The following is an 18,554-nucleotide window of genomic DNA, read 5'->3' on the forward strand; positions in this document are numbered from 1 at the left end:
GCGACAGGAAGAACGGCGCGCTCGGCGATGCAGGCTCGAATGCGCGGCGCCGCGGCGCCGTCGCGAGCCGCTCGGCGGCCGCACGTCATCGGCCGCCCGTCGGGCGGAGTTCCAGCAGCAGATAGTCGCCGTCCTCGGATACGCCCGAATCGATCTCGACGAACCCGTGTGCGCGATAAAACGCGAGTGCGCGCTCGTTCAATCGCAGGCATTTGAGCCGATAGCGCGTGGCGGGCCAGCCGGGCAGCGCGCGCAGCAACGCGCTGCCTATTCCCTCGCGCAGCCGCGAACCCGCAACGTACAGATGGTGGAGAAAGCAGTCGGGCTCCCACACCGAAATGAAGCCGACGATGCCCTCGCGCGGCGCTTGCGCGACGAGCAGCGATTCGCCTCGGGTGTGTTCGTCGAAATCATCGAGCGCGAAGCCGTCGGCGGGCAACCAGGCGAACGTGCCGCGGCGCGCGCGCAAATAGAGCCGGCGCAACGCGGGCTGGTCGGCGGGGGCGGCGGCGCGAACGAGAATCGTCATGGTCGTATCCGCGGACGGTAGGCAAAGAAGTATCCATGGCCATCTCGGCGCCTGCTTGACGCCTGCTTGACGGACCGTGCCGAGCCGCGATCGGGATGCCCACCGGGTTACGAGCGGCACGAAATCATCGCCTCGGCAACCGGTCGATCGACGCCCTCGCACGGCCGGCGATCGCCGCCATTCAAGCAGCGATTTTCAAGCGGCGCCTGCGTGACGCAAACGCGGAAAGGCGTTCGAAATGCGTTCCGGAATCGTCGCTCGCCGCCACGCGAGCGTCGCGCAATGGGTCCGGTAATCTCCGCGCCCGACGCGCTGCCGCCGAGGAAGAGGGCGCGGCCAGGCCGGGCGATCGTACCGCGAAGCGACGACGGGAAGCAGCGGCAAATCGTAATATAGTACGCCGATTGACGCACCGAACCTCAACGACGACACCGTCCGGCGTCCCGCGCCGCGAGCATTCGCGGCGCCGCCGGACCGTCCAAGATTGGCCTTCCCTGACTGGAGCGATCGCGCATGGCCTTGCTGCCCGGCACCCTCACCATTCCCGACCGGCGCGAACGCGCGCGGCACCGGCTGCTGATGTTCCATCACGCGTGCGGCTCCGCGACGAATTACTACAGATGGGCGGCCGCGTTTCCGGCCCACATCGAGGTGTGGCTCGTCGAGCTGCCGGGCCGCGGCAGAAGCCTCCACCGCCCCGCATTCGACACGCTGCCGCAACTGCGCGACTACCTGCGCGAACTCGCCCCCGAGCTTCCGGCCGATTACGCGATCTTCGGCCACAGCATGGGCGCGCTCGTCGCGTATTGCTTCGCGCACGATATGACGCAACTCGGGCGTCCGCCGCGCTGGCTCGGCGTGTCGGGAGCCGATTCGCCGTTTGCGGCGTCGCGACGCCGCGCGCATCCGGTCCACGCGCGTCCCGACGCGGCGATCGTCGATCATCTCGCGTCGCTCGGCGGCACGCCGCCCGAAGTCTTCGCGCACGACGAGCTGCGCGCGATCCTGCTGAAGCTCGCGAAGGCGGATTTCCGGATCGTCGAGGCGTTCTTCCCACTCGCGTCGCCGACGCCGCTGCCCGTGCCCGTCACGGTCTTCGCCGGCAAACGCGATGCGGTGCTGTCCGAGGACGGGCTGCACGACTGGCGGCGCGCGTCGACGCTCCCGATCGAACGCAAGACGTTCGACGGCGGACATTTCTATCTGCTTGACACCCCGTCCGCGGTCCGCGACGCGATAGAAGCCGCATTGACGAAGCACGAACGGCGCTCGAGCCTGCCAGCCACCCCGCAACCGGAGGAAGGCGGCACGGGCGCCGGCATATTCGACGGAGCGCGCTGCGCCGGTTAGCCGCAACGCCCGGCGCTTTCGTTTGCCCGGCAAATGTGGTTCAGGCGTCGCGTCACGGCCCGGCGGACCTCGCCCGCGATCAGACGAGCACCGAAGCGCGGCGCGCGAACGTGCGATCGCCACATCGGCGCTCGATGCGCGAACGCGCCGGCAAGCTGCCGGCCGGCCCTTTCCCGCCCCATTTCCGGCCCCCTTTTTCCGGCCCCCTTTTCCGGCCCATTCCTCCTCCAGCCGGCCAGCCGACGTCGGCCAACGCGCCGCGCGAGGCGAGCGGAGACCGCCGGAGCCGGCCTCCCCCCGCCGTCAGCGGCCCTCCGCGCACAGCTTCGAGGTCGGCCACTTTCGATCGATTGGCAAAAAAATGCCTGTCAAGACTTGACTTATGCACAATTAGCGGAAACCGACCCGACTATCGCGCGCCCCACCGATCACTTGAAGCCTATTTTGCAATGCATTGATTTTATTGATTTTTTGCAAGTGCGAAGATTGCGGGCAATCTAACTGAAAGCCCCTCCGGTGGGCCTTTGCCGCCCACCCGCCGAACTTTTCAACAAAGTTATCCACACAGTCTGTGGATAGCCGGAAAAATCCCGCAAAATCCGGCGATTAGCCACCGTTCTTGCGAAGGAACTTTCACTTTCGCATCGGCTCTTAGGCGGCCTGCGTCGCCCGATCAATCGAGTTTTAACGAGCCGAAAAATTGTTCGAGCGGCTCGGATGCGAGCGGCGCATCGGATATCACGATCACTTCGTACACGTGCCGGCCATGCGCGACGAGCCGCGCAATCACCGTCTTCGACGCTCGCACGCCGGACGACGCCCCGCCCGCCTGCCCCTGCGCGCCGGACGCGCCGTCGGGCGCTCCGCTCATCCGCAGCTCGACGCCCGCCGCCTGGCCCCCGGCCGCGAGCGGCACGAGCACCGCCTGCTCGGCGGGCTGCGTGCGCAGATTGCGCGCCAAACCAGTGCGCAGATAGTCGAGCACCGCGTGCTGGGTCGCGTCGCGATCGTCCGGCAGCATCACCGTGCCGACCGCGAACACCGCGCCGCCAACGTGCGCCGCCTGCATCCGCATTTTCATCGGCGCCCCGCCGATCGCGACCGGATGCTCTTCGACGGTCGGCTTGGCCGGCAGATCGATCGTGTAGCCGGCGTCGTTGTGCAGCGTGCGCCAGTCGTAAGCGGGCGAGCAGGCGGCAAGCGACGCGAGCGCGCCGAGCACCATGGCCGCGCGGCGCGCGCGGGCGCCGAACGACGCGACAAGCGTGCGCGCCGGCCGCCGCGGGCGTAAAGGAGCCGACAGGCCGGCCACCCCGGGCCGACGAAGCGGACGAAGCGAGCGCGCGTGGCGAAGAGCGGCACGAATCATGAAGAAAACGGGTAGCAATGAACGTTGAACGAAGCCGCATTATGCCGGCCGGCGCGAACGCGCGGCGCCGGTGCGCGCGCCAGATTGACGGTACAATGAGCGCCGTTCGCACCGGTCGGACGCCCCGCGCGGCGTCGCCCGGAGTCCGCATTCCAGAGGTCTTGCAGATGAGCCCCGCTCCCGCCCCCACCGGCCGCCGCGCCGGCCCGTTGCGCTACGTGGCGATCGCCGTCGCCGCCGTCGCGATCGCCGTCGCCGGCTATTTCGCGTTCAACGGCAAGTCCAGCGCGCCCGAAGCAACGTTTACGCTGTTGTCCGGCCAGAAGATTTCGACCGCCGCCGATCTGAAGGGCAAGGTCTATCTCGTCAACTTCTGGGCGACGAGCTGCGCGACCTGCATGCAGGAAATGCCGCAGATGGTCGAAACGTACAACCGCTTCAAGGGCCAGGGGCTCGAATTCGTCGCGGTCGCGATGAACTACGATCCGCCGATGTACGTCGCGAACTACGCGCAAACGCGCCAGCTGCCGTTCAAGGTCGCGCTCGACGACGGCAGCGTCGCGAAACAGTTCGGCAACGTTCAGCTGACGCCGACGACGTTCGTGATCGGCAAGGACGGCAAGATCCTGAAGCGCTACGTCGGCGCGCCGCAGTTCGCGGAGCTCGACCAGCTGCTGCAAAAGGCGCTCGACACGAGCGCATAAAAGCACGCAAGCGCGCAAGCCTTCCGGCCGCGCCGCCTCCCCTCGAACTCGAACGGATCGCTCGACGACGGGCCGCGTCAGCGGTCCGTTTCTCCCTTCGCCGTCAATCCGTAGCGTTTCATCTTCTCGTAGAGCGTCGCCTTGCCGACGTGCAGCTTGTCGGCCGTCGCGGCGACCGCGCCGCCCGTGCGGTTCAGCGTCTCGGCGATCACCGCCCGCTCGAATTCCTCGACGCGCTCCTTGAGCGACTGCCCGGCATCCTCTTGCGCGTCCCCTGCGCCCGCGTCGCCGACGATGCCCTCCGTCACGCCGAGCACGAAGCGGTCGGCCGCGTTGCGCAGTTCGCGCACGTTGCCCGGCCAGTCGCGCTGCATCACGCTCGCGCGCTGCCGATCGGTGAGAAGCGGCGCGGGGCGCCCGTAGCGAACCGCCGCGTCGAGCATGAAGTGCTCGAAGAGCGGCACGATGTCCTCGCGGCGCTCGGCGAGCGGCGGCAGCGCGATCGTCACGACATTGAGGCGATACAGCAGATCGCGCCGGAACGTGCCGGCCGCGACGTGCTCGCTCATGTCGCCCTTCGCCGCCGCGATCACGCGGCAATTCACGCGAATCGGCTGATTCGAGCCGAGCCGCTCTAGCACGCCGTCTTGCAGCACGCGCAACAGCTTCACCTGCAGCGCGAGCGGCATGCTCTCGATCTCGTCGAGGAACAGCGTGCCGCCCGACGCGTATTCGAGCTTGCCGATTCGGCGTTTCGCCGCACCGGTAAACGCGCCCGGCTCGTAGCCGAACATTTCGGATTCGAACATCGGCTCCGGCAGCGCGCCGCAGTTGACCGCGATGAACGGCTTGTCGCGGCGCGGCGACAGCTCGTGCAGGCTGCGCGCGATCAGCTCCTTGCCGGCGCCCGTGTCGCCGTTGATGAGGACCGACGCGTCGGTCGGCGCGACGTTCGCAATCAGCCGCCGGACCTGCTCGATCGCCGGGCTTGTGCCGATGATCCGCGGCGCGACGACGCCCTGCCCCGCGAGCTCGCGCCGCAGCGCGTGGTTCTCGAGCACGAGCGCACGCCGCTCGAGCGCGCGCCGCACCGTCTCGATCAGGCGCTCGGCCGCGAACGGCTTTTCGATGAAATCGTATGCGCCGTCGCGCATCGCCTGCACGGCCATCGAGATGTCGCCGTGCCCGGTGACGAGCACGACCGGCACGTCGGGCGTGCGCTCGCGGCACTGCGCCAGCAGATCGAGGCCGCTCGCGCCGGGCAGGCGGATGTCGGACACGATCACGCCGGCCGCATCGCCGACGATCGCCTTCTCGGCCGCCTCGACCGAACCGAACCCGACGACGTCGAAGCCCGCGAGCTGCAGGCTCTGCACGCCCGCGCGGCGCACGAGCTCGTCGTCTTCGATGTAGATCACTTGCAGGCGGTTCGCCATCTTCTGTCACCCAATGATGCTGTGCGGGCCGCGCGCGGACGCGCGCTCAGCTCGCGGCGGAAGTGTCCGGATGATGCGTGCGCGCGCGGCGCAGCGTCAAGACGAACTCCGCGCCGCCCGCCGGCGCGTTGCGCGCGGTGAGCGAGCCGCCCGCGTCGCGCGCGATCGACGACGAGATCGCGAGGCCGAGGCCGAGCCCGCGCCCCATTTCCTTCGTCGTGAAGAACGGCTCGAACAGCCGCGCGAGCGATTCCGGCGCAATCCCCGGCCCATTGTCGCGCACGACGATCGCAAGCGTCGCGGCCGTCGCGTCGATCGTCACGTCGATGCGCGGCGCGGCGGCCGCCGCGACCGCGTCGAGCGCGTTGCCGAGCAGGTTGATGAGCACCTGTTCGAGCCGCAGATCCTCGCAGCGCGCGACGAGCGCCGGCTCGTCGCGCGACGGATCGAAGCGCGCCGCTTCGGCGGGATCGCGCGTTTCGTCGCGCAGCGTGATCGCGAGCTCGACGCCCTTCAACCGCTCCTTGAGCAGCGCGAGCACGTTGCGCAGCGCGCGCGCGACGTGCGCCTGCTCGTTGCGCGGCTTCGCGCGCCCGACGAACAGCTTCAGCTGATTGGTGATCTTGCCCATGCGCTCGGTGAGCGCCGCGATCGCCTCGAGGTTCTCGCGCGCGGCCGCCTGATCGCCGCGGTCGAGCAGCACGCGCGTGTTGTCGGAGAAGCTGCGCAGCGCGGCGAGCGGCTGGTTCAGCTCGTGCGTGATGCCGGCCGCCATCTGGCCGAGCGCGGCGAGCTTGCTCGCCTGGACGAGCTCGTCGTGCGCCGCGCGCAGCTCGTGCTCCGCGCGAATCCGCTCGCCGACTTCCTGCTTGAGCCGCGCGTTCGCCTGCGACAGATCGGCCGTGCGCTCCTCGACGCGCCGGTTCAGCTCCGCATACGCGCTTTGCAGCAGCACGCGGCTGCGCAGCATCTCCTTCACGCGCGCGCGGCGGGTGCGCCAGTAGAACGCGAGCAGGCTGAGCGACACGAAGCCGAACGCGGTGACGATCGTCGCGTTGCGCGCGTCGGCGTCGACGGGCTCGATCGGCGCGAGCGTGACGAGCTGCCAGTCGGGCTCGCCGAGCAGGCGGCGCGTCGCGAGATAGCGCGGCGCGCGCCGCCCCGCGCCCATCCGGACGATCTGCGCATCGGGCCCGAGCACGCGCTCGACGCGCAGCGGCAGCGGCGTCACCGGATGCTGCGCGTACTGGCGCGTCTCGTGAATCGACGTCGCGATCGGCCCCGGCAGCGGCTTGAGCGTGTGGTACTTCCATTCGGGCACCGACGACAGGAAGATCACGCCGTGATCGTCGGCGACGACGAGCGGCTCCGACGCGTCCGCGCCCTGGAACCATTCGAGATTGAGCTTCACGACCGCGACGCCGATGATCTTGCCGTCGCGCCGCACCGGCTGCGAGATGTAGTAGCCGGGATCGCGCGAGATCGTGCCGATCCCGAAGAAGCGGCCCGTGCCGCCCTTCACCGCATCGATGAAATACGGACGGAACTGGTAGCCGATGCCGGTGAAGCTGTCCGGGCCGCGCCAGTTGCTCGCGGCGACGCACAGCCCGTTCGCGGCGATCACGTAAGTCGCCGTCGCGTGCGCGTGGCGGTTCATGTCCTCGAGGTACAGGTTCGCGCGGTTCACGCGGCGGCGATTGCCGGGCGCGGCGAGAACGTCCTGCACGAACGGGTGGCCGCCCAGCAGGTAAGGCAGCGATTCGTAGCGGTCGAGCGTGCTCTTCAGCGCGTTGGTCGTGCGGTCGACGCGCGCCGCCGCGCTGTCGCGCAGATCGGCGACGCCGCGCCGCCACGTGACGGCCCACGTGAGCGCGCACGCCGCCGCGAGCATCGCGGCGAGCGCGAGAAGGACGAGCAGGCGGCGCTTCACGGTGACGGCTTCCGGACTGTAAGGATCGTCTATTGTGGCATAGCCCCCGCCCGAAAAGGCCGCGGGGCCGAGCGAAGCGCGCGTCGGCGCGCCCGGCCCGGCCCCGCCCGGCGCGGGCGCCGCTGCGCGCCCCGCCGTGTTCCCGCTCATCGTCAGACGCGGGCGGTTTCGCCCGCGGCGGCTTCGCCGTTGCCCGTGAGCGCCGCGCGCAGCTTCGCGCGGTCGAGCTCCTTCTCCCACGCGGACACGACGACCGTCGCGACGCCGTTGCCGACGATGTTGGTCAGCGCGCGGCACTCGCTCATGAAGCGGTCAATGCCGAGAATCAGCACCATGCCGGAGAGCGGAATGGTCGGCACGACGGCGAGCGTCGCGGCGAGCGTGATGAAGCCCGCGCCCGTCACGCCGCTCGCGCCCTTCGATGTCAGCATCGCGACCGCGAGCAGCGTGAGCTGCTGCATCCACGTGAGCTCGATGTTGGTCGCCTGCGCGATGAAGAGGACGGCCATCGTCATGTAGATGTTCGTGCCGTCGAGGTTGAACGAGTAGCCGGTCGGCACGACGAGGCCGACGACCGAGCGCGAGCAGCCCGCCTTCTCGAGCTTCTCCATCAGCTGCGGCAGCGCCGCCTCCGACGAGCTCGTGCCGAGCACGATCAGCAGCTCTTCCTTGATGTAGCCGACGAAGCGGATGATCGAGAAGCCGGTGAAGCGCGCGATCGCGCCGAGCACGACGAGCACGAACACGACCGAGGTCAGGTAGAACGTGCCGATCAGCTTGAGCAGCGGCACCAGCGAGCCGACGCCGTACTTGCCGATCGTGAACGCCATCGCGCCGAACGCGCCGATCGGCGCGAGCTTCGTGACGATGTGCACGATGCCGAACAGCACGCGCGTGATGCCGTCGATGAAGTCGGTGACGACGCGGCCCCGATCGCCGAGGTGCGCGAGCACGCTGCCGAACAGCAGCGCGATCAGCAGGATCTGCAGGATCTCGCCTTGCGCGAACGCGTCGATCATCGTGTTCGGGATGATGTGCATCAGGAAGTCGACGGTCGACTGGCCGTGCGCCTTCGCCGCGTACGACGCGACTTCCTTGCCGTTGAGCGTCGCCGGATCGATGTTGAAGCCGACGCCGGGACGCAGGATGTGCGTCGCCGCGAGGCCGAGCACGAGCGCGAAGGTCGACACGATCTCGAAATACAGCAGCGCCTTGCCGCCGACGCGCCCCACCTTCTTCATGTCCTGCATGCCGGCGATGCCCGTCACGACGGTGCAGAAGATGATCGGGCCGATCACCATCTTGATCAGCTTGATGAAGCCGTCGCCGAGCGGCTTCATGTCGACGGCGAGCGACGGGTAGTAGTGACCGAGGAGCACGCCGACGACGATGGCGAAGATCACCTGCACGTAGAGGACTTTATAAAACGGTTTCTTCACGATGGTTCCAGAGAAGAGAGAGGATGAGTCGAAGCCGGCCGGCGTCACGCGCGCGGACGAATGTCAGGGGTGCCACTCGCCCGCGCGGCTGCCGCGCCGCAACAAGCGATGGCCTCAGCGAATCCGAGGGAGGTGGACGAGGTGGGGCATCGAATGTCTCCTTGCTGTAGTAATGAGGCCTAGGCGGGCCTTGGGCGTTTACTTCGCAAGGTCGATGCCAGCCGCTCGATCAGGCTCAGCCTGTTGATTTCTCTGGCTTTTCCGAATCGTGACGAGCGCGCGCAATCCGGAAATCCGGATTTCCGGATTGCGGCCGTCCGGATCGCCGGACGATTCGTGCGCACCCGCGCATTTCGTCTGATGTTTCGGTGCGCGACGGCCCGCGCGGCGAGCGCGCCCGTTTGCGCGCAGAACGCCTGCCGTGCGAACGCGCCGCGCGCTAGACGACGCGCTCGCTGCGCAGTTGCGCGATCTCGCGCGCGGACAGGCCGAGCCAGTCGCCGAGCACGCGTTCGGTATCCGCGCCGAGCGCGGGCGGCGCGCCGCGCACGGGCAGGCGCTCGCCGTCGAACCGGTACGGCGGCGCGAGCACGTCGACTTCGCCCGCGACCGGATGCGGCTGCCGCGTGACGAGCCCCGCCGATTGCGCGCGCTCCGACATGAGCGCCTCGCGCAAGCCGAGCACTTCGCCGCACGGGATGCCCGCGTCGGCGAGCGCGGCGAGCAGCGCGGCGCGCGGCCGGCGGCCGAGCTCGCGAAGAATCTCCGGCAGCAGTTCCGCGCGATTCGCGGCGCGCGCGATGTTCGTCGCGAAGCGCGCGTCGGCCGCGAGCTCCGGCCGGCCGATCACGTCGCAAAAGCGCGCGAACTGCTGGTTGTTGCCGACCGTGATCACGACGGGGCCGTCCGCCGCGTCGAACACGCCGTACGGGACGATCGACGGATGCGCGTTGCCGTAGCGCGGCGGGTCCTCGCCCATCATGAGCGCCTCCAGCCCGTAGTACGACGTGACCATCAGCCCGCAATCGAAGAGCGCCATCTCGATGCGCCGGCCGCGTCCCGTCGCGTGCCGCTCGTAGAGCGCGGCGAGGATCGCCTGCGCCGAGTACATGCCGGTGAAGAGATCCGCGACCGCGACGCCGAACTTCAGCGGCGGCCGCCCCGCTTCGCCGTTGAGCGCCATCAGGCCGGCCTCGCCCTGCACGACGAGGTCGTAGCCCGGCCGGCTCGCCTCGGGGCCCGAGCGGTCGTAGCCGGAGATCGCGCAATGAACGAGCCGCGGATTCAGCGCGGCGAGCGCGCCGTAGCCGAGGCCGAGCTTCTCCGCGCCGCCCGCCTTGAAGTTGTGCACGACGACGTCCGCCTGCGCGGCGAGCTCGCGCGCGATGCGCTGCCCCGCTTCCGTCTGCAGATCGACGCAGATCGAGCGCTTGCTGCGGTTCACGCTGTTGAAGTAGGTCGTCTCGGTGTCGCCGACGCGCAGGCCCCAGTCGCGCGTATCGTCGCCGCGCGCCGGGTGCTCGACCTTGATCACCTCCGCGCCGAGATCGGCGAGCACCATCGCGCACCACGGGCCGGCCAGCACACGCGAGAAATCGAGCACCTTGACGCCCGCGAGCGGCTGCGCGCCCAGTTCGTTGCGCATCTTCGTCTCCTCCGTTGGTCCGCGGTCATTGCATCGACTGCGGCTTCGACAGCGCGACGTAGCGCGCGAGATGATGATCTTCGTCGCCGAGCTGGTGATCGATCATCACGAGCCGCTTCGCGTAGTGCGAAAGCGGCAGCTCCCACGTCATCCCGATGCCGCCGTGAAGCTGGATGCTCTCCTCGGCGACGAGCGCGCCGATCCGCCCGACGCTGTACTTCGCGGCCGACAGCGCGCGCTCGCGCGCCACACGCGGCGCATCGAGCTGCGCGGCCGCGTTGATCACCGCCGAGCGCGCCTGCTCGATCTCGAGCAGCACGTCCGCCATCCGGTGCTGCAGCGCCTGGAAGCTGCCGATCGGCGCGCCGAACTGGCGGCGCGTGCGCAGGAATTCGAGCGTGTGCGCCTTCGCGACGTCCATCGCGCCGAGCGCTTCCGCCGCGAGCGCGAGCAGGCCGAAGCCGATCGCGCGCTCGATCGCGCCGGCCGCTTCGCCCGGCGCGCCGACGAGCGCGTCGCCTTCGAGCGCGACGCGCGCGAAGCGCACGTCGGCCGCGCGGCCGCCGTCGATCTTCCGGTAGCCGCGCACCGACACGCCCGGCGCCGCCTTCGGCACGACGAACAGTGACAGGCCCGCCGCGTCGTCGTCGGCGCCCGCGGTGCGCGCGCTGACGACGTAGAACGTCGCGTGCTCGCCGCAGTCGACGACGGCCTTCGTGCCGTCGAGCACCCATCGATCGCCCTCGCGCGTCGCGCGCGTCCTCACCGTGTGCAGTTCGTAGTGCGTATCGGGCTCCGCGTGCGCGAACGCGCCGATCGCACGGCCGTCGATCAGCGCCGCGAGCCGCGCGCGATGCGCGTCGCCGCCCGCCTGCGCGAGCGCGCGGCCTGCCATCAGCGCGCCCGCGAACGGCTCGACGACGAGCCCGCGCCCGAGGCACTCGAACACGAGCGCGATGTCGAAGCCCGCGCCGCCGAAGCCGCCGCAGTCCTCCGGAAAGAGCGCGCCGATCGCGCCCAGCTCGGCGAAGCGCCGCCACATGTCGCTGCTGTAGCCGGCATCCGACAGCGCGATCCGGTCGCGCGCGGCGAACGGATATTGCTCGGCGATGAAGCGGTTCAGGCTGTCCGCCAGCATCCGGCGGTCTTCGGTGTGTTGAAAGTCCATAGTCGTTTCCTGTCGACCAGGGTTAGCGCTTTAGCGCTTATCCTGGTCCCATGCAACGCTGTCGACCAGGGTTGGCGCTTTAGCGCTTATGTCGACCGGAGTGAGCGCTTCAGCGCTTACGCCGGTCCCACGCTTCGCGCCCTGGTCCCATGCAAAGCTGTCGACCAGGGTTGGCGCTTTAGCGCTTACCCTGGTCCCATGCAAAGCTCAAAGCCCGAGAATCATCTTCGAGACGATGTTCTTCTGGATTTCGTTCGAGCCGCCGAAGATCGACAGCTTGCGATTGTTGAAGTACTGCGCCGCCGCGCTCGCCGCTTCGGGCAGGCCGCCCGGCGGCTCGCCGTCGTAGTCGGCGTCGAGCGCCGCGTCGACGAACGGCTGCGCGTACGGCCCCATCGCGCGCCGCAACAGCGACGAAATCTCCTGCCGGATCTGCGTGCCGCGGATCTTCAGCATCGAGCTCTCCGCGCCCGGCGCGCCGCCGCCCGCGACGGCCGCGAGCACGCGCAGGTTCGTCGTCTTCATGTTCTCGAGCTCGATCTCGACGCGCGCGAGCCGCGCGGCGAAGAGCGGATCGTCGGCGAGCGGCCGGCCGTTCTTCTTCACCTTCGCCGCGACCGCGCGCAGCTTTTCCAGCGCCGCGACCGAGAAGCCGATGCCCGCGATGTTGGTGCGCTCGTACGTGAGCAGGTATTTCGCGTAGGTCCAGCCCTTGTTTTCTTCGCCGACGAGGTTCTCGGCGGGCACGCGCACGTCGGTGAGGAACACTTCGTTCACTTCATGCTCGCCGTCGAGCGTGACGATCGGGCGCACCTCGACGCCGGGCGAATTCATGTCGACGAGCAGGAAGCTGATGCCTTCCTGCTTGCGCACGTCGGTCGCAGTGCGCACGAGGCAGAAGATCATGTTCGCGTAGTGGCCGAGCGTCGTCCACGTCTTCTGGCCGTTCACGACGTAGTGATCGCCCTGCGCGTCGACACCCCGCACCGCGCTCGTCGCGACCGACGCAAGATCGGAGCCCGCGCCCGGTTCCGAATAGCCCTGGCACCACCAGTCGGTGCCGTCGAGGATGCGCGGCAGCCAGCGGCGCTTCTGCGCTTCGCTGCCGTACTTGATGAGCACGGGGCCGAGCATGTTCACGCCGAACGGCACGATGCGCGGCGCGCCCGCGAGCGCGCACTCGTTGTCGAACAGGAACTTCTGCGCGACGCTCCAGCCGGGGCCGCCCCATTCGCGCGGCCAGTGGCTCGCGAGCCAGCCCTGCGCGTTGAGCGTCGCGTGCCATTCGCGCATGTCGTCGCGCGTGAGCCGCAAGCCGCCCTTCACCTTGCGCGAGATGCGCGGCGGCAGCTTGTCGGCGAGAAAGCGCTGCACCTGCGCGCGAAACGCTTCCTCGTCTGCGGTGAAATTCAGATCCATGTGACGTCGTTCTCGAGTGCGGGATAGGCGATCGCCGATTGACGATCGGCGTCAGTCGATGCGGTTCAGGCTCGCGAAGGTCTCGCCGCGCGCGACGAGATCGACGAGAAGCGGCGACGGCTTCCAGAAGACCGGGTCCTCGCTCGCGAACGCGCGGATGTCGGCGAGCACGTTTGCGAGGCCTACCGTGTCCGCGTAATGCATCGGGCCGCCGCGATGGCGCGGGAAGCCGTAGCCGTGCAGGAACACCGCGTCGACGTCGAGCGGGCGCAGCGCGATCTTCTCGTGCACGACGTTCGCGCCTTCGTTGATCATCGCGGCGAGATAGCGGCGCACGATTTCGTCGTCGGCGAACGCACGCGGCGTCACGCCCTTCTTCGCGCGCTCGCCGGCGATGATCGCCTCGACGTCCGGGTCCGGCGCGCCGACGCGCGCGCCGTCCGGATACAGGTAGTAGCCGCGGCCCGTCTTCTGGCCGAACCAGCCGCGCTCGCACAGGCGGTCCGCGATCTCGACGTAGCGCAGCCGCGGATCGCGCGTCGGCGCGCGGCGCTTGCGGGTCGCCCAGCCGATATCGCCGCCCGCCAGATCGACGACCTGGTACGGCCCCATCGGGAAGCCGAATTCGCGGATCGCGCGATCGATCTGATACGGCGACGCACCGTCTTCCATCATGTAATCGGCGGCCGTCCGGTACACGGCGAGCACGCGGTTGCCGATGAAGCCGTCGCACACGCCCGCGCGCACCGGGATCTTCCTCAGCTTCTTCGCGAGCTCGAACGCGGTCGCGACGACGTCCGCGCTCACCTTCGCCGGCACCACCACCTCGAGCAGCCTCATGATGTTCGCGGGCGAGAAGAAATGCAGGCCGATCACGTCGGACGCGCGCTCGACGCTCGCGGCGATTTCGTCGATGTCGAGATACGACGTGTTCGTCGCGAGCACGGCGCCCGGCTTGCACGCGCGCGCGAGCGCCGCGAACACGGCCTTCTTCACCGCCATGTCCTCGAACACCGCTTCGATCACGACGTCGGCCTGCGCGAGCGCGTCGTACGACGTGCCGCCCTTGAAGCGCGCGAGGCGCGCGGCCTGCGCGGCGGGCGTCATCCGGCCCTTCGCGACGAGGCCCGCGTAGACCTTCTCGACGTGCGCGCGGCCGCGCTCGAGCGACGCTTCGTCGCGCTCGATCATCGTGACGGGCAAGCCCGCGTCGAGCGCCGCGACCGCGATGCCCGCGCCCATCGTGCCGCCGCCGACGACGCCGATCCGCTCGATCGCGCGCGGCGCGCCGCGGCGCGTCTCCGGCGATTTCGCCGCCTCGCGCTCCGCGAAGAACGCATGCACGAGCCCCGCGCGCTGCGGGCTGTCGAGGCATTCGAGAAACAGCTTGCGCTCGGTGCGCAAGCCTTCGTCGAACGGTTGCGCGAGCGCCGCGGCGACCGCTTCGACGATCTTCGCCGGCGAGAACAGCCCGCGCGACTTCTTCGCGACGTCGGCGCGCGCGGCGTCGAGCGCCGCTTCGGCCGCCGCGCGATCGGCGAGCCCTTGCGCGTCGCGCGTGCGACGCGCGGGCGCACCCGCCGCGAGCAGTTCCTGGACGTACGCGAGCCCTTCCGCGAGCGTGTCGTCGCTGCGCGCGAGCCGATCGACGAGGCCGAGCGTGAGCGCCTCCTCGGCCGACGCGTGCCGCCCGCTCAGCATCAGGTCGAGCGCGGCCTGCGCGCCGATCAGGCGCGGCGTGCGCTGCGTGCCGCCCGCGCCCGGCAGCAGCCCGAGCTGCACTTCCGGCAGGCCGAGCTTCGCGCCCGGCACGGCGATCCGGTAATGCGCGGCGAGCGCGATCTCGAGCCCGCCGCCGAGCGTCGCGCCGTGCAGCGCGACGACGACCGGCTTGCCGCTCGTCTCGATCCGGTTGCACACGTCGGGCAGCAGCGGCGGCACGGGCGGCTTGCCGAACTCGCGGATGTCCGCGCCGGCGATGAAGTTGCGTCCGGCCCCGACGATCAGCACCGCGCCGACGGCCGCCTCGGCGTCGGCCGCGTCGAGCGCGTCGACGAGGCCGCGCCGCACGTCGGCGGACAGCGCGTTGACGGGCGGATGGTCGATCGTGACGACGAGCACCTTGTCGCGCCGCTCGCGCATGACGGTGCCGGTTGCGTGGGATGCCTGCTGATTCATGTGTCTCGCTCCGTACGGAAGGCGCGCGTTCGCTTCATCGCGGAAGGCGCGGGGTTTGCCACGATTCTCGATTGATCGAGATTGATTGACAATTCCATCACTCTTTAACAACCTGTCAAGCCGGTTTTGACAATGAATTTCGACACACGGGCACGGCGATGGATCTGAATGCGCTTACGCTGCTCGTCGACATCCTCGACGCGGGCAACCTCAGCAAGGCGGCGCAGCGGCTCAAGATGAGCCGCGCGAACGTCAGCTACCGGCTCAATCAGCTGGAGAAATCGATCGGGCTGCAGCTCGTGCGGCGCACGACGCGGCGCATCGAGCCGACCGAGATCGGGCTGCGCCTGTACGAGCACGGGCGGCGAATCCAGAACGAGCTGTTCGCCGCGCGCGAGGCGGTGACGACGCTCGGCCAGGAACTGCAGGGGCGCGTGCGGCTATCAGTGCCGAGCGGCTACGGGCAGCTCGTGATGTCGAACTGGCTGATCGCGTTCAAGCGGCTCTATCCGGGGATCGTGCTCGACGTCGTGTTCGAGAACCGCGTCGAGGATCTGATGCGCGACGAAGTCGACATCGCCGTGCGCGTGATGTCCGAGCCGCCGCAAAACCTCGTCGCGCGCGACATGGGCGCGGTGCGCTACGTCGCGTGCGCGTCGCCCGGCTTCGCCGCGACGCACGGGATGCCGACCGAGCTCGATCAGCTATTCGACGCGCCCGTCATCACGGCGACGGTGGTCGGCCGGCAATTGCGCGTCGCCGCGTATCTCGGCGACGAGCGGCACGAGGTGCTGCTCGAGCCGACGCTCATCTCCGAGAACTTCCTGTTCCTGCGCCAGGCGATCCTGGCGGGGCTCGGCGTCGGGATCGTGCCGGACTACGTCGTCCACGACGACGTGCGGCGCGGCGCGGTCGTGACCACGCTCGATGCATACCGGCTCAGCATCTTCGGCACGCACATGTACATGCTGTACATGCCGAACCGGCATCACACGCGCGCGACCTCGACGTTCATCGACTTCATGCTCGACGAGGCGAGAAACGCCGGGCGCGGCGCATGACGCGCCGCCCTTTTCCGACGCCCGCCCCCTAGGGTTTGTTGTCGGATGACAAGCCGCTTCCGACGCGGCGACAATACCCCGCCCGCGCGGCGGCGCACGGGCGTTCGTATTTGCTGCTGCCGTCTGACGCCGTCCTTCCTTCGCACCGAGGTATTCATGACCGACCGGATTCGCCCGCGCTCGACCAGCCCGTGGGCGGGCGCGCTCGCCGCCGCCCTCCTCGCCGTCACCGCCGGCTGCGCGAACGCGCCCGGCTCGGGCGCGCGAAACGCCGCCGCCTCGGCCGCGCCGGCGTCGGCAACGGCTGAGGCTTCAGCGACGTCGGCCGCGGAATCGCCGGCCTCGCCCGCCGAGCTCTCGAGCTGGGTCGACAAGCCGGGCTGGACCGCGCAGCGCGACATGATCGCGGCCGCACATCCGCTCGCCGCGCAGGCGGGCCAGGAAATGCTGAAGGCGGGCGGCACGGCCGTCGATGCGGCAATCGCCGCGCAGATGGTGCTGATGCTCGTCGAGCCGCAAGCGTCGGGCATCGGCGGCGGCGCGTTCCTGCTGCACGCGGACGGCAAGAAGGTCGAGGCGTACGACGGCCGCGAGACCGCGCCCGCCGCCGCGACCGATCGACTCTTTTACGACGCGAACGGCAAGCCGCTGCCGCGCGCGGCGCTCGGCGCGCGCGCGGTCGGCGCGCCGGGCGTGCTGCGCATGCTCGAGCTCGCGCACCGCGCGCACGGCAAGCTGCCGTGGCGGCGCTTGTTCCAGCCCGCGATCCGGCTCGCCGAACAAGGCTTTCCGCTCGGCCCGCGGCTTGCGGCGGCGCTCGCGAACGATCCGTCGCTCGCGAGCGATCCGGCCGCGCGCGCGGTCTTCTACGACAAGAACGGCGCGCCGAAGCCGGCCGGCGCGACGCTGAAGAACCCCCAGCTCGCGGCGACGCTCAAGCTCGTCGCCGCGCACGGCGCGAACGCGTTCTACACGGGCGCGATCGCGCGCGACATCGTCGCGAAGGTGCGCCAGGCGCCGAATCCGGGCGTGCTGAGCGTGCAGGATCTTGCGCAATATCGCGCGAAAGTGCGCGAGCCGCTGTGCGCCGACTATCGCAAGTGGACCGTGTGCGGAATGCCGCCGCCGTCGGCGGGCGGGCTCGTCGTCGCGCAGATGCTCGGCCTGCTCGAGGCCCAGCCGGACTGGCGGCAGATCGGCGCGCAGAAGCCCGTGCGCAACGCGACGGGTGTCGAGCCGACGCCGTTCGCCGCGCATCTGTTCAGCGAGGCGGGGCGCCTCGCGTACGCGGATCGCGCGCAGTACGTCGCCGATCCGGATTTCGTCGCGCCGCCGGGCGGCAGTTGGAAGAGCCTCGTCGAGCGGCGCTACGTCGCCGAGCGCGCGCGCCTGATCGGCGATGCGAGCCTCGGCGGCGCGAGCGCCGGCTCGCCGTCCGGCCTGCCGCCCGCGTCGGCCGCCGATCGCGGCGCGGAGCCGGCGTCGGGATCGCAGATCACGGTCGTCGACCGCTACGGCAACGCGGTGTCGATGACGTCGACCCTCGACGCGCGCTTCGGCTCGCGGCTGATGGTGCGCGGCTTCCTGCTCAACAGCCAGTTGCTCGACTTCTCGCCCGTATCGGCCGAGCACGGCAAGCCGGTCGCGAACCGCGTGCAGCCGGGCAAGCGCGCGCGCTCGACGCTCGCGCCCGAGCTCGTGTTCGAGAAAGGCTCGCGGCGGCTGATGATGGCGCTCGGCTCGGCGGGCGGCGCGTCGACCGCGAACGATGTCGCGAAGACGCTCGTCGGCATGATCGATTGGGGCATGACGATGCAGCAGGCGATCGCGCTGCCGAACTTCGGCTCGCGCAACGGGCCGACCGAGCTCGAGAAGGGACGCGTGTCCGACGCGCTCGCCGACGCGCTGAAGGAGCGCGGACACGACGTGCGCGTGGTCGAGCTGGGGTCGAGCCTGCAGGGAATCCAGCGGATCAATGTCGAGGGGCAGTCGGTGTGGTTCGGCGGTTCAGATCCGCGGCGCGACGGGGTGGTCGCGGGGGATTGAGCGCTTGACGGCGCTTCGAGCCGTGGTCGGGGCGCTCGCGCGCCGCGCCGTGCCGCATGCGGCTGCGGCCGGAGCCGCGCGGCGCGTCGGGGCCACAGCGCTGGCCCGGCTCGCCGTAACGATGGGCGGGCGGCCCGGCCGGTTGCCCGTTGGCCGTCCAATCAGCGATCGCAGCCGCCCGGTGAATCGCCCGGTGAATCGCCCGGTGAATCGCCCGGTGAATCGCCCGGTGAATCGCCCGGTGAATCGCCCGGTGAATCGCCCGGTGAATCGCCCGTCG

Annotated in this window: 13 protein-coding genes; 4 read left to right on the forward strand and 9 right to left on the reverse strand. The window is 69.7% G+C overall.

Features of this window, described 5'->3' with window-relative positions:
* Window positions 1–85 precede the first annotated feature (85 nt).
* On the reverse strand, window positions 86–529 hold the full coding sequence (locus tag X946_RS18740; RefSeq protein ID WP_038750589.1) for a GNAT family N-acetyltransferase: 444 nt from the start codon (window positions 527–529) through the stop codon (window positions 86–88).
* A gap of 513 nt (window positions 530–1,042) precedes the next feature.
* Between X946_RS18740 and X946_RS18745 the strand changes: the two genes are divergently transcribed.
* A complete protein-coding gene (locus X946_RS18745) occupies window positions 1,043–1,879 on the forward strand; it encodes a thioesterase II family protein (RefSeq protein WP_081989791.1) in 837 nt (278 codons plus the stop codon).
* Window positions 1,880–2,552: 673 nt separating this feature from the next.
* Here X946_RS18745 and X946_RS18750 read toward each other — a convergent pair.
* A complete protein-coding gene (locus X946_RS18750; protein ID WP_038750592.1) occupies window positions 2,553–3,104 on the reverse strand; it encodes a hypothetical protein in 552 nt (183 codons plus the stop codon).
* 311 nt (window positions 3,105–3,415) lie between these two features.
* On the opposite strand from X946_RS18750, the gene X946_RS18755 reads away from it, so the two are divergent.
* A complete protein-coding gene (locus X946_RS18755) occupies window positions 3,416–3,952 on the forward strand; it encodes a TlpA disulfide reductase family protein (RefSeq protein WP_038750595.1) in 537 nt (178 codons plus the stop codon).
* Between the two features lie 77 nt (window positions 3,953–4,029).
* Here X946_RS18755 and X946_RS18760 read toward each other — a convergent pair whose 3' ends face one another.
* The 7 genes from X946_RS18760 to X946_RS18790 form a co-directional block, all read right to left on the reverse strand.
* The gene (locus X946_RS18760; protein WP_038750598.1) at window positions 4,030–5,388 is read right to left on the reverse strand and encodes a sigma-54-dependent transcriptional regulator; all 1,359 of its coding nucleotides are present in this window, start codon (window positions 5,386–5,388) and stop codon (window positions 4,030–4,032) included.
* Window positions 5,389–5,434: 46 nt separating this feature from the next.
* Window positions 5,435–7,468, reverse strand: a complete 2,034-nt coding sequence (locus X946_RS18765; RefSeq protein WP_038750601.1) for a sensor histidine kinase — start codon at window positions 7,466–7,468, stop codon at window positions 5,435–5,437.
* A 2-nt stretch (window positions 7,469–7,470) separates the two neighbouring features.
* Window positions 7,471–8,760, reverse strand: a complete 1,290-nt coding sequence (locus tag X946_RS18770; protein WP_038750637.1) for a dicarboxylate/amino acid:cation symporter — start codon at window positions 8,758–8,760, stop codon at window positions 7,471–7,473.
* 436 nt (window positions 8,761–9,196) lie between these two features.
* Window positions 9,197–10,402 carry a CaiB/BaiF CoA transferase family protein gene (locus X946_RS18775; RefSeq protein WP_038750604.1) on the reverse strand — a complete coding sequence of 402 codons (1,206 nt, stop codon included), beginning with the start codon at window positions 10,400–10,402 and terminating at the stop codon, window positions 9,197–9,199.
* Window positions 10,403–10,427: 25 nt separating this feature from the next.
* Window positions 10,428–11,570 carry an acyl-CoA dehydrogenase family protein gene (locus X946_RS18780; RefSeq protein ID WP_038750607.1) on the reverse strand — a complete coding sequence of 381 codons (1,143 nt, stop codon included), beginning with the start codon at window positions 11,568–11,570 and terminating at the stop codon, window positions 10,428–10,430.
* Between the two features lie 207 nt (window positions 11,571–11,777).
* Complete coding sequence (locus X946_RS18785) at window positions 11,778–12,989, reverse strand: acyl-CoA dehydrogenase family protein (protein ID WP_038750609.1); 1,212 nt, start codon at window positions 12,987–12,989, stop codon at window positions 11,778–11,780.
* A gap of 51 nt (window positions 12,990–13,040) precedes the next feature.
* Entirely contained in the window at window positions 13,041–15,167 is a 2,127-nt protein-coding gene (locus X946_RS18790) for a 3-hydroxyacyl-CoA dehydrogenase NAD-binding domain-containing protein (RefSeq protein ID WP_038750612.1), read from the reverse strand.
* 158 nt (window positions 15,168–15,325) lie between these two features.
* On the opposite strand from X946_RS18790, the gene X946_RS18795 reads away from it, so the two are divergent.
* Both X946_RS18795 and ggt read left to right on the forward strand, forming a co-directional pair.
* Window positions 15,326–16,228, forward strand: coding sequence for a LysR family transcriptional regulator (locus X946_RS18795; RefSeq protein ID WP_038750614.1), 903 nt, complete (start codon window positions 15,326–15,328; stop codon window positions 16,226–16,228).
* 156 nt (window positions 16,229–16,384) lie between these two features.
* Entirely contained in the window at window positions 16,385–18,274 is a 1,890-nt protein-coding gene (ggt, locus tag X946_RS18800; protein WP_038750617.1) for a gamma-glutamyltransferase, read from the forward strand.
* The last annotated feature ends 280 nt before the right edge of the window (window positions 18,275–18,554 follow it).

Origin of the sequence: Burkholderia sp. ABCPW 111, assembly GCF_000773065.1 — a bacterium.
GTDB classification, from domain to species: domain Bacteria; phylum Pseudomonadota; class Gammaproteobacteria; order Burkholderiales; family Burkholderiaceae; genus Burkholderia; species Burkholderia savannae.

What these genes read in the sequence shown, in the direction of transcription:
- X946_RS18745 (WP_081989791.1), top strand. Translation starts at nt 1,043, where the DNA reads ATGGCCTTGCTGCCCGGCACCCTCACCATTCCCGACCGGCGCGAACGC.
- X946_RS18760 (WP_038750598.1), bottom strand. Translation starts at nt 5,388, where the DNA reads ATGGCGAACCGCCTGCAAGTGATCTACATCGAAGACGACGAGCTCGTG.
- X946_RS18755 (WP_038750595.1), top strand. Translation starts at nt 3,416, where the DNA reads ATGAGCCCCGCTCCCGCCCCCACCGGCCGCCGCGCCGGCCCGTTGCGC.
- X946_RS18750 (WP_038750592.1), bottom strand. Translation starts at nt 3,104, where the DNA reads ATGGTGCTCGGCGCGCTCGCGTCGCTTGCCGCCTGCTCGCCCGCTTAC.
- X946_RS18790 (WP_038750612.1), bottom strand. Translation starts at nt 15,167, where the DNA reads ATGAATCAGCAGGCATCCCACGCAACCGGCACCGTCATGCGCGAGCGG.
- X946_RS18775 (WP_038750604.1), bottom strand. Translation starts at nt 10,402, where the DNA reads ATGCGCAACGAACTGGGCGCGCAGCCGCTCGCGGGCGTCAAGGTGCTC.
- X946_RS18780 (WP_038750607.1), bottom strand. Translation starts at nt 11,570, where the DNA reads ATGGACTTTCAACACACCGAAGACCGCCGGATGCTGGCGGACAGCCTG.
- X946_RS18740 (WP_038750589.1), bottom strand. Translation starts at nt 529, where the DNA reads ATGACGATTCTCGTTCGCGCCGCCGCCCCCGCCGACCAGCCCGCGTTG.
- X946_RS18795 (WP_038750614.1), top strand. Translation starts at nt 15,326, where the DNA reads ATGGATCTGAATGCGCTTACGCTGCTCGTCGACATCCTCGACGCGGGC.
- X946_RS18765 (WP_038750601.1), bottom strand. Translation starts at nt 7,468, where the DNA reads ATGAGCGGGAACACGGCGGGGCGCGCAGCGGCGCCCGCGCCGGGCGGG.
- X946_RS18785 (WP_038750609.1), bottom strand. Translation starts at nt 12,989, where the DNA reads ATGGATCTGAATTTCACCGCAGACGAGGAAGCGTTTCGCGCGCAGGTG.
- ggt (WP_038750617.1), top strand. Translation starts at nt 16,385, where the DNA reads ATGACCGACCGGATTCGCCCGCGCTCGACCAGCCCGTGGGCGGGCGCG.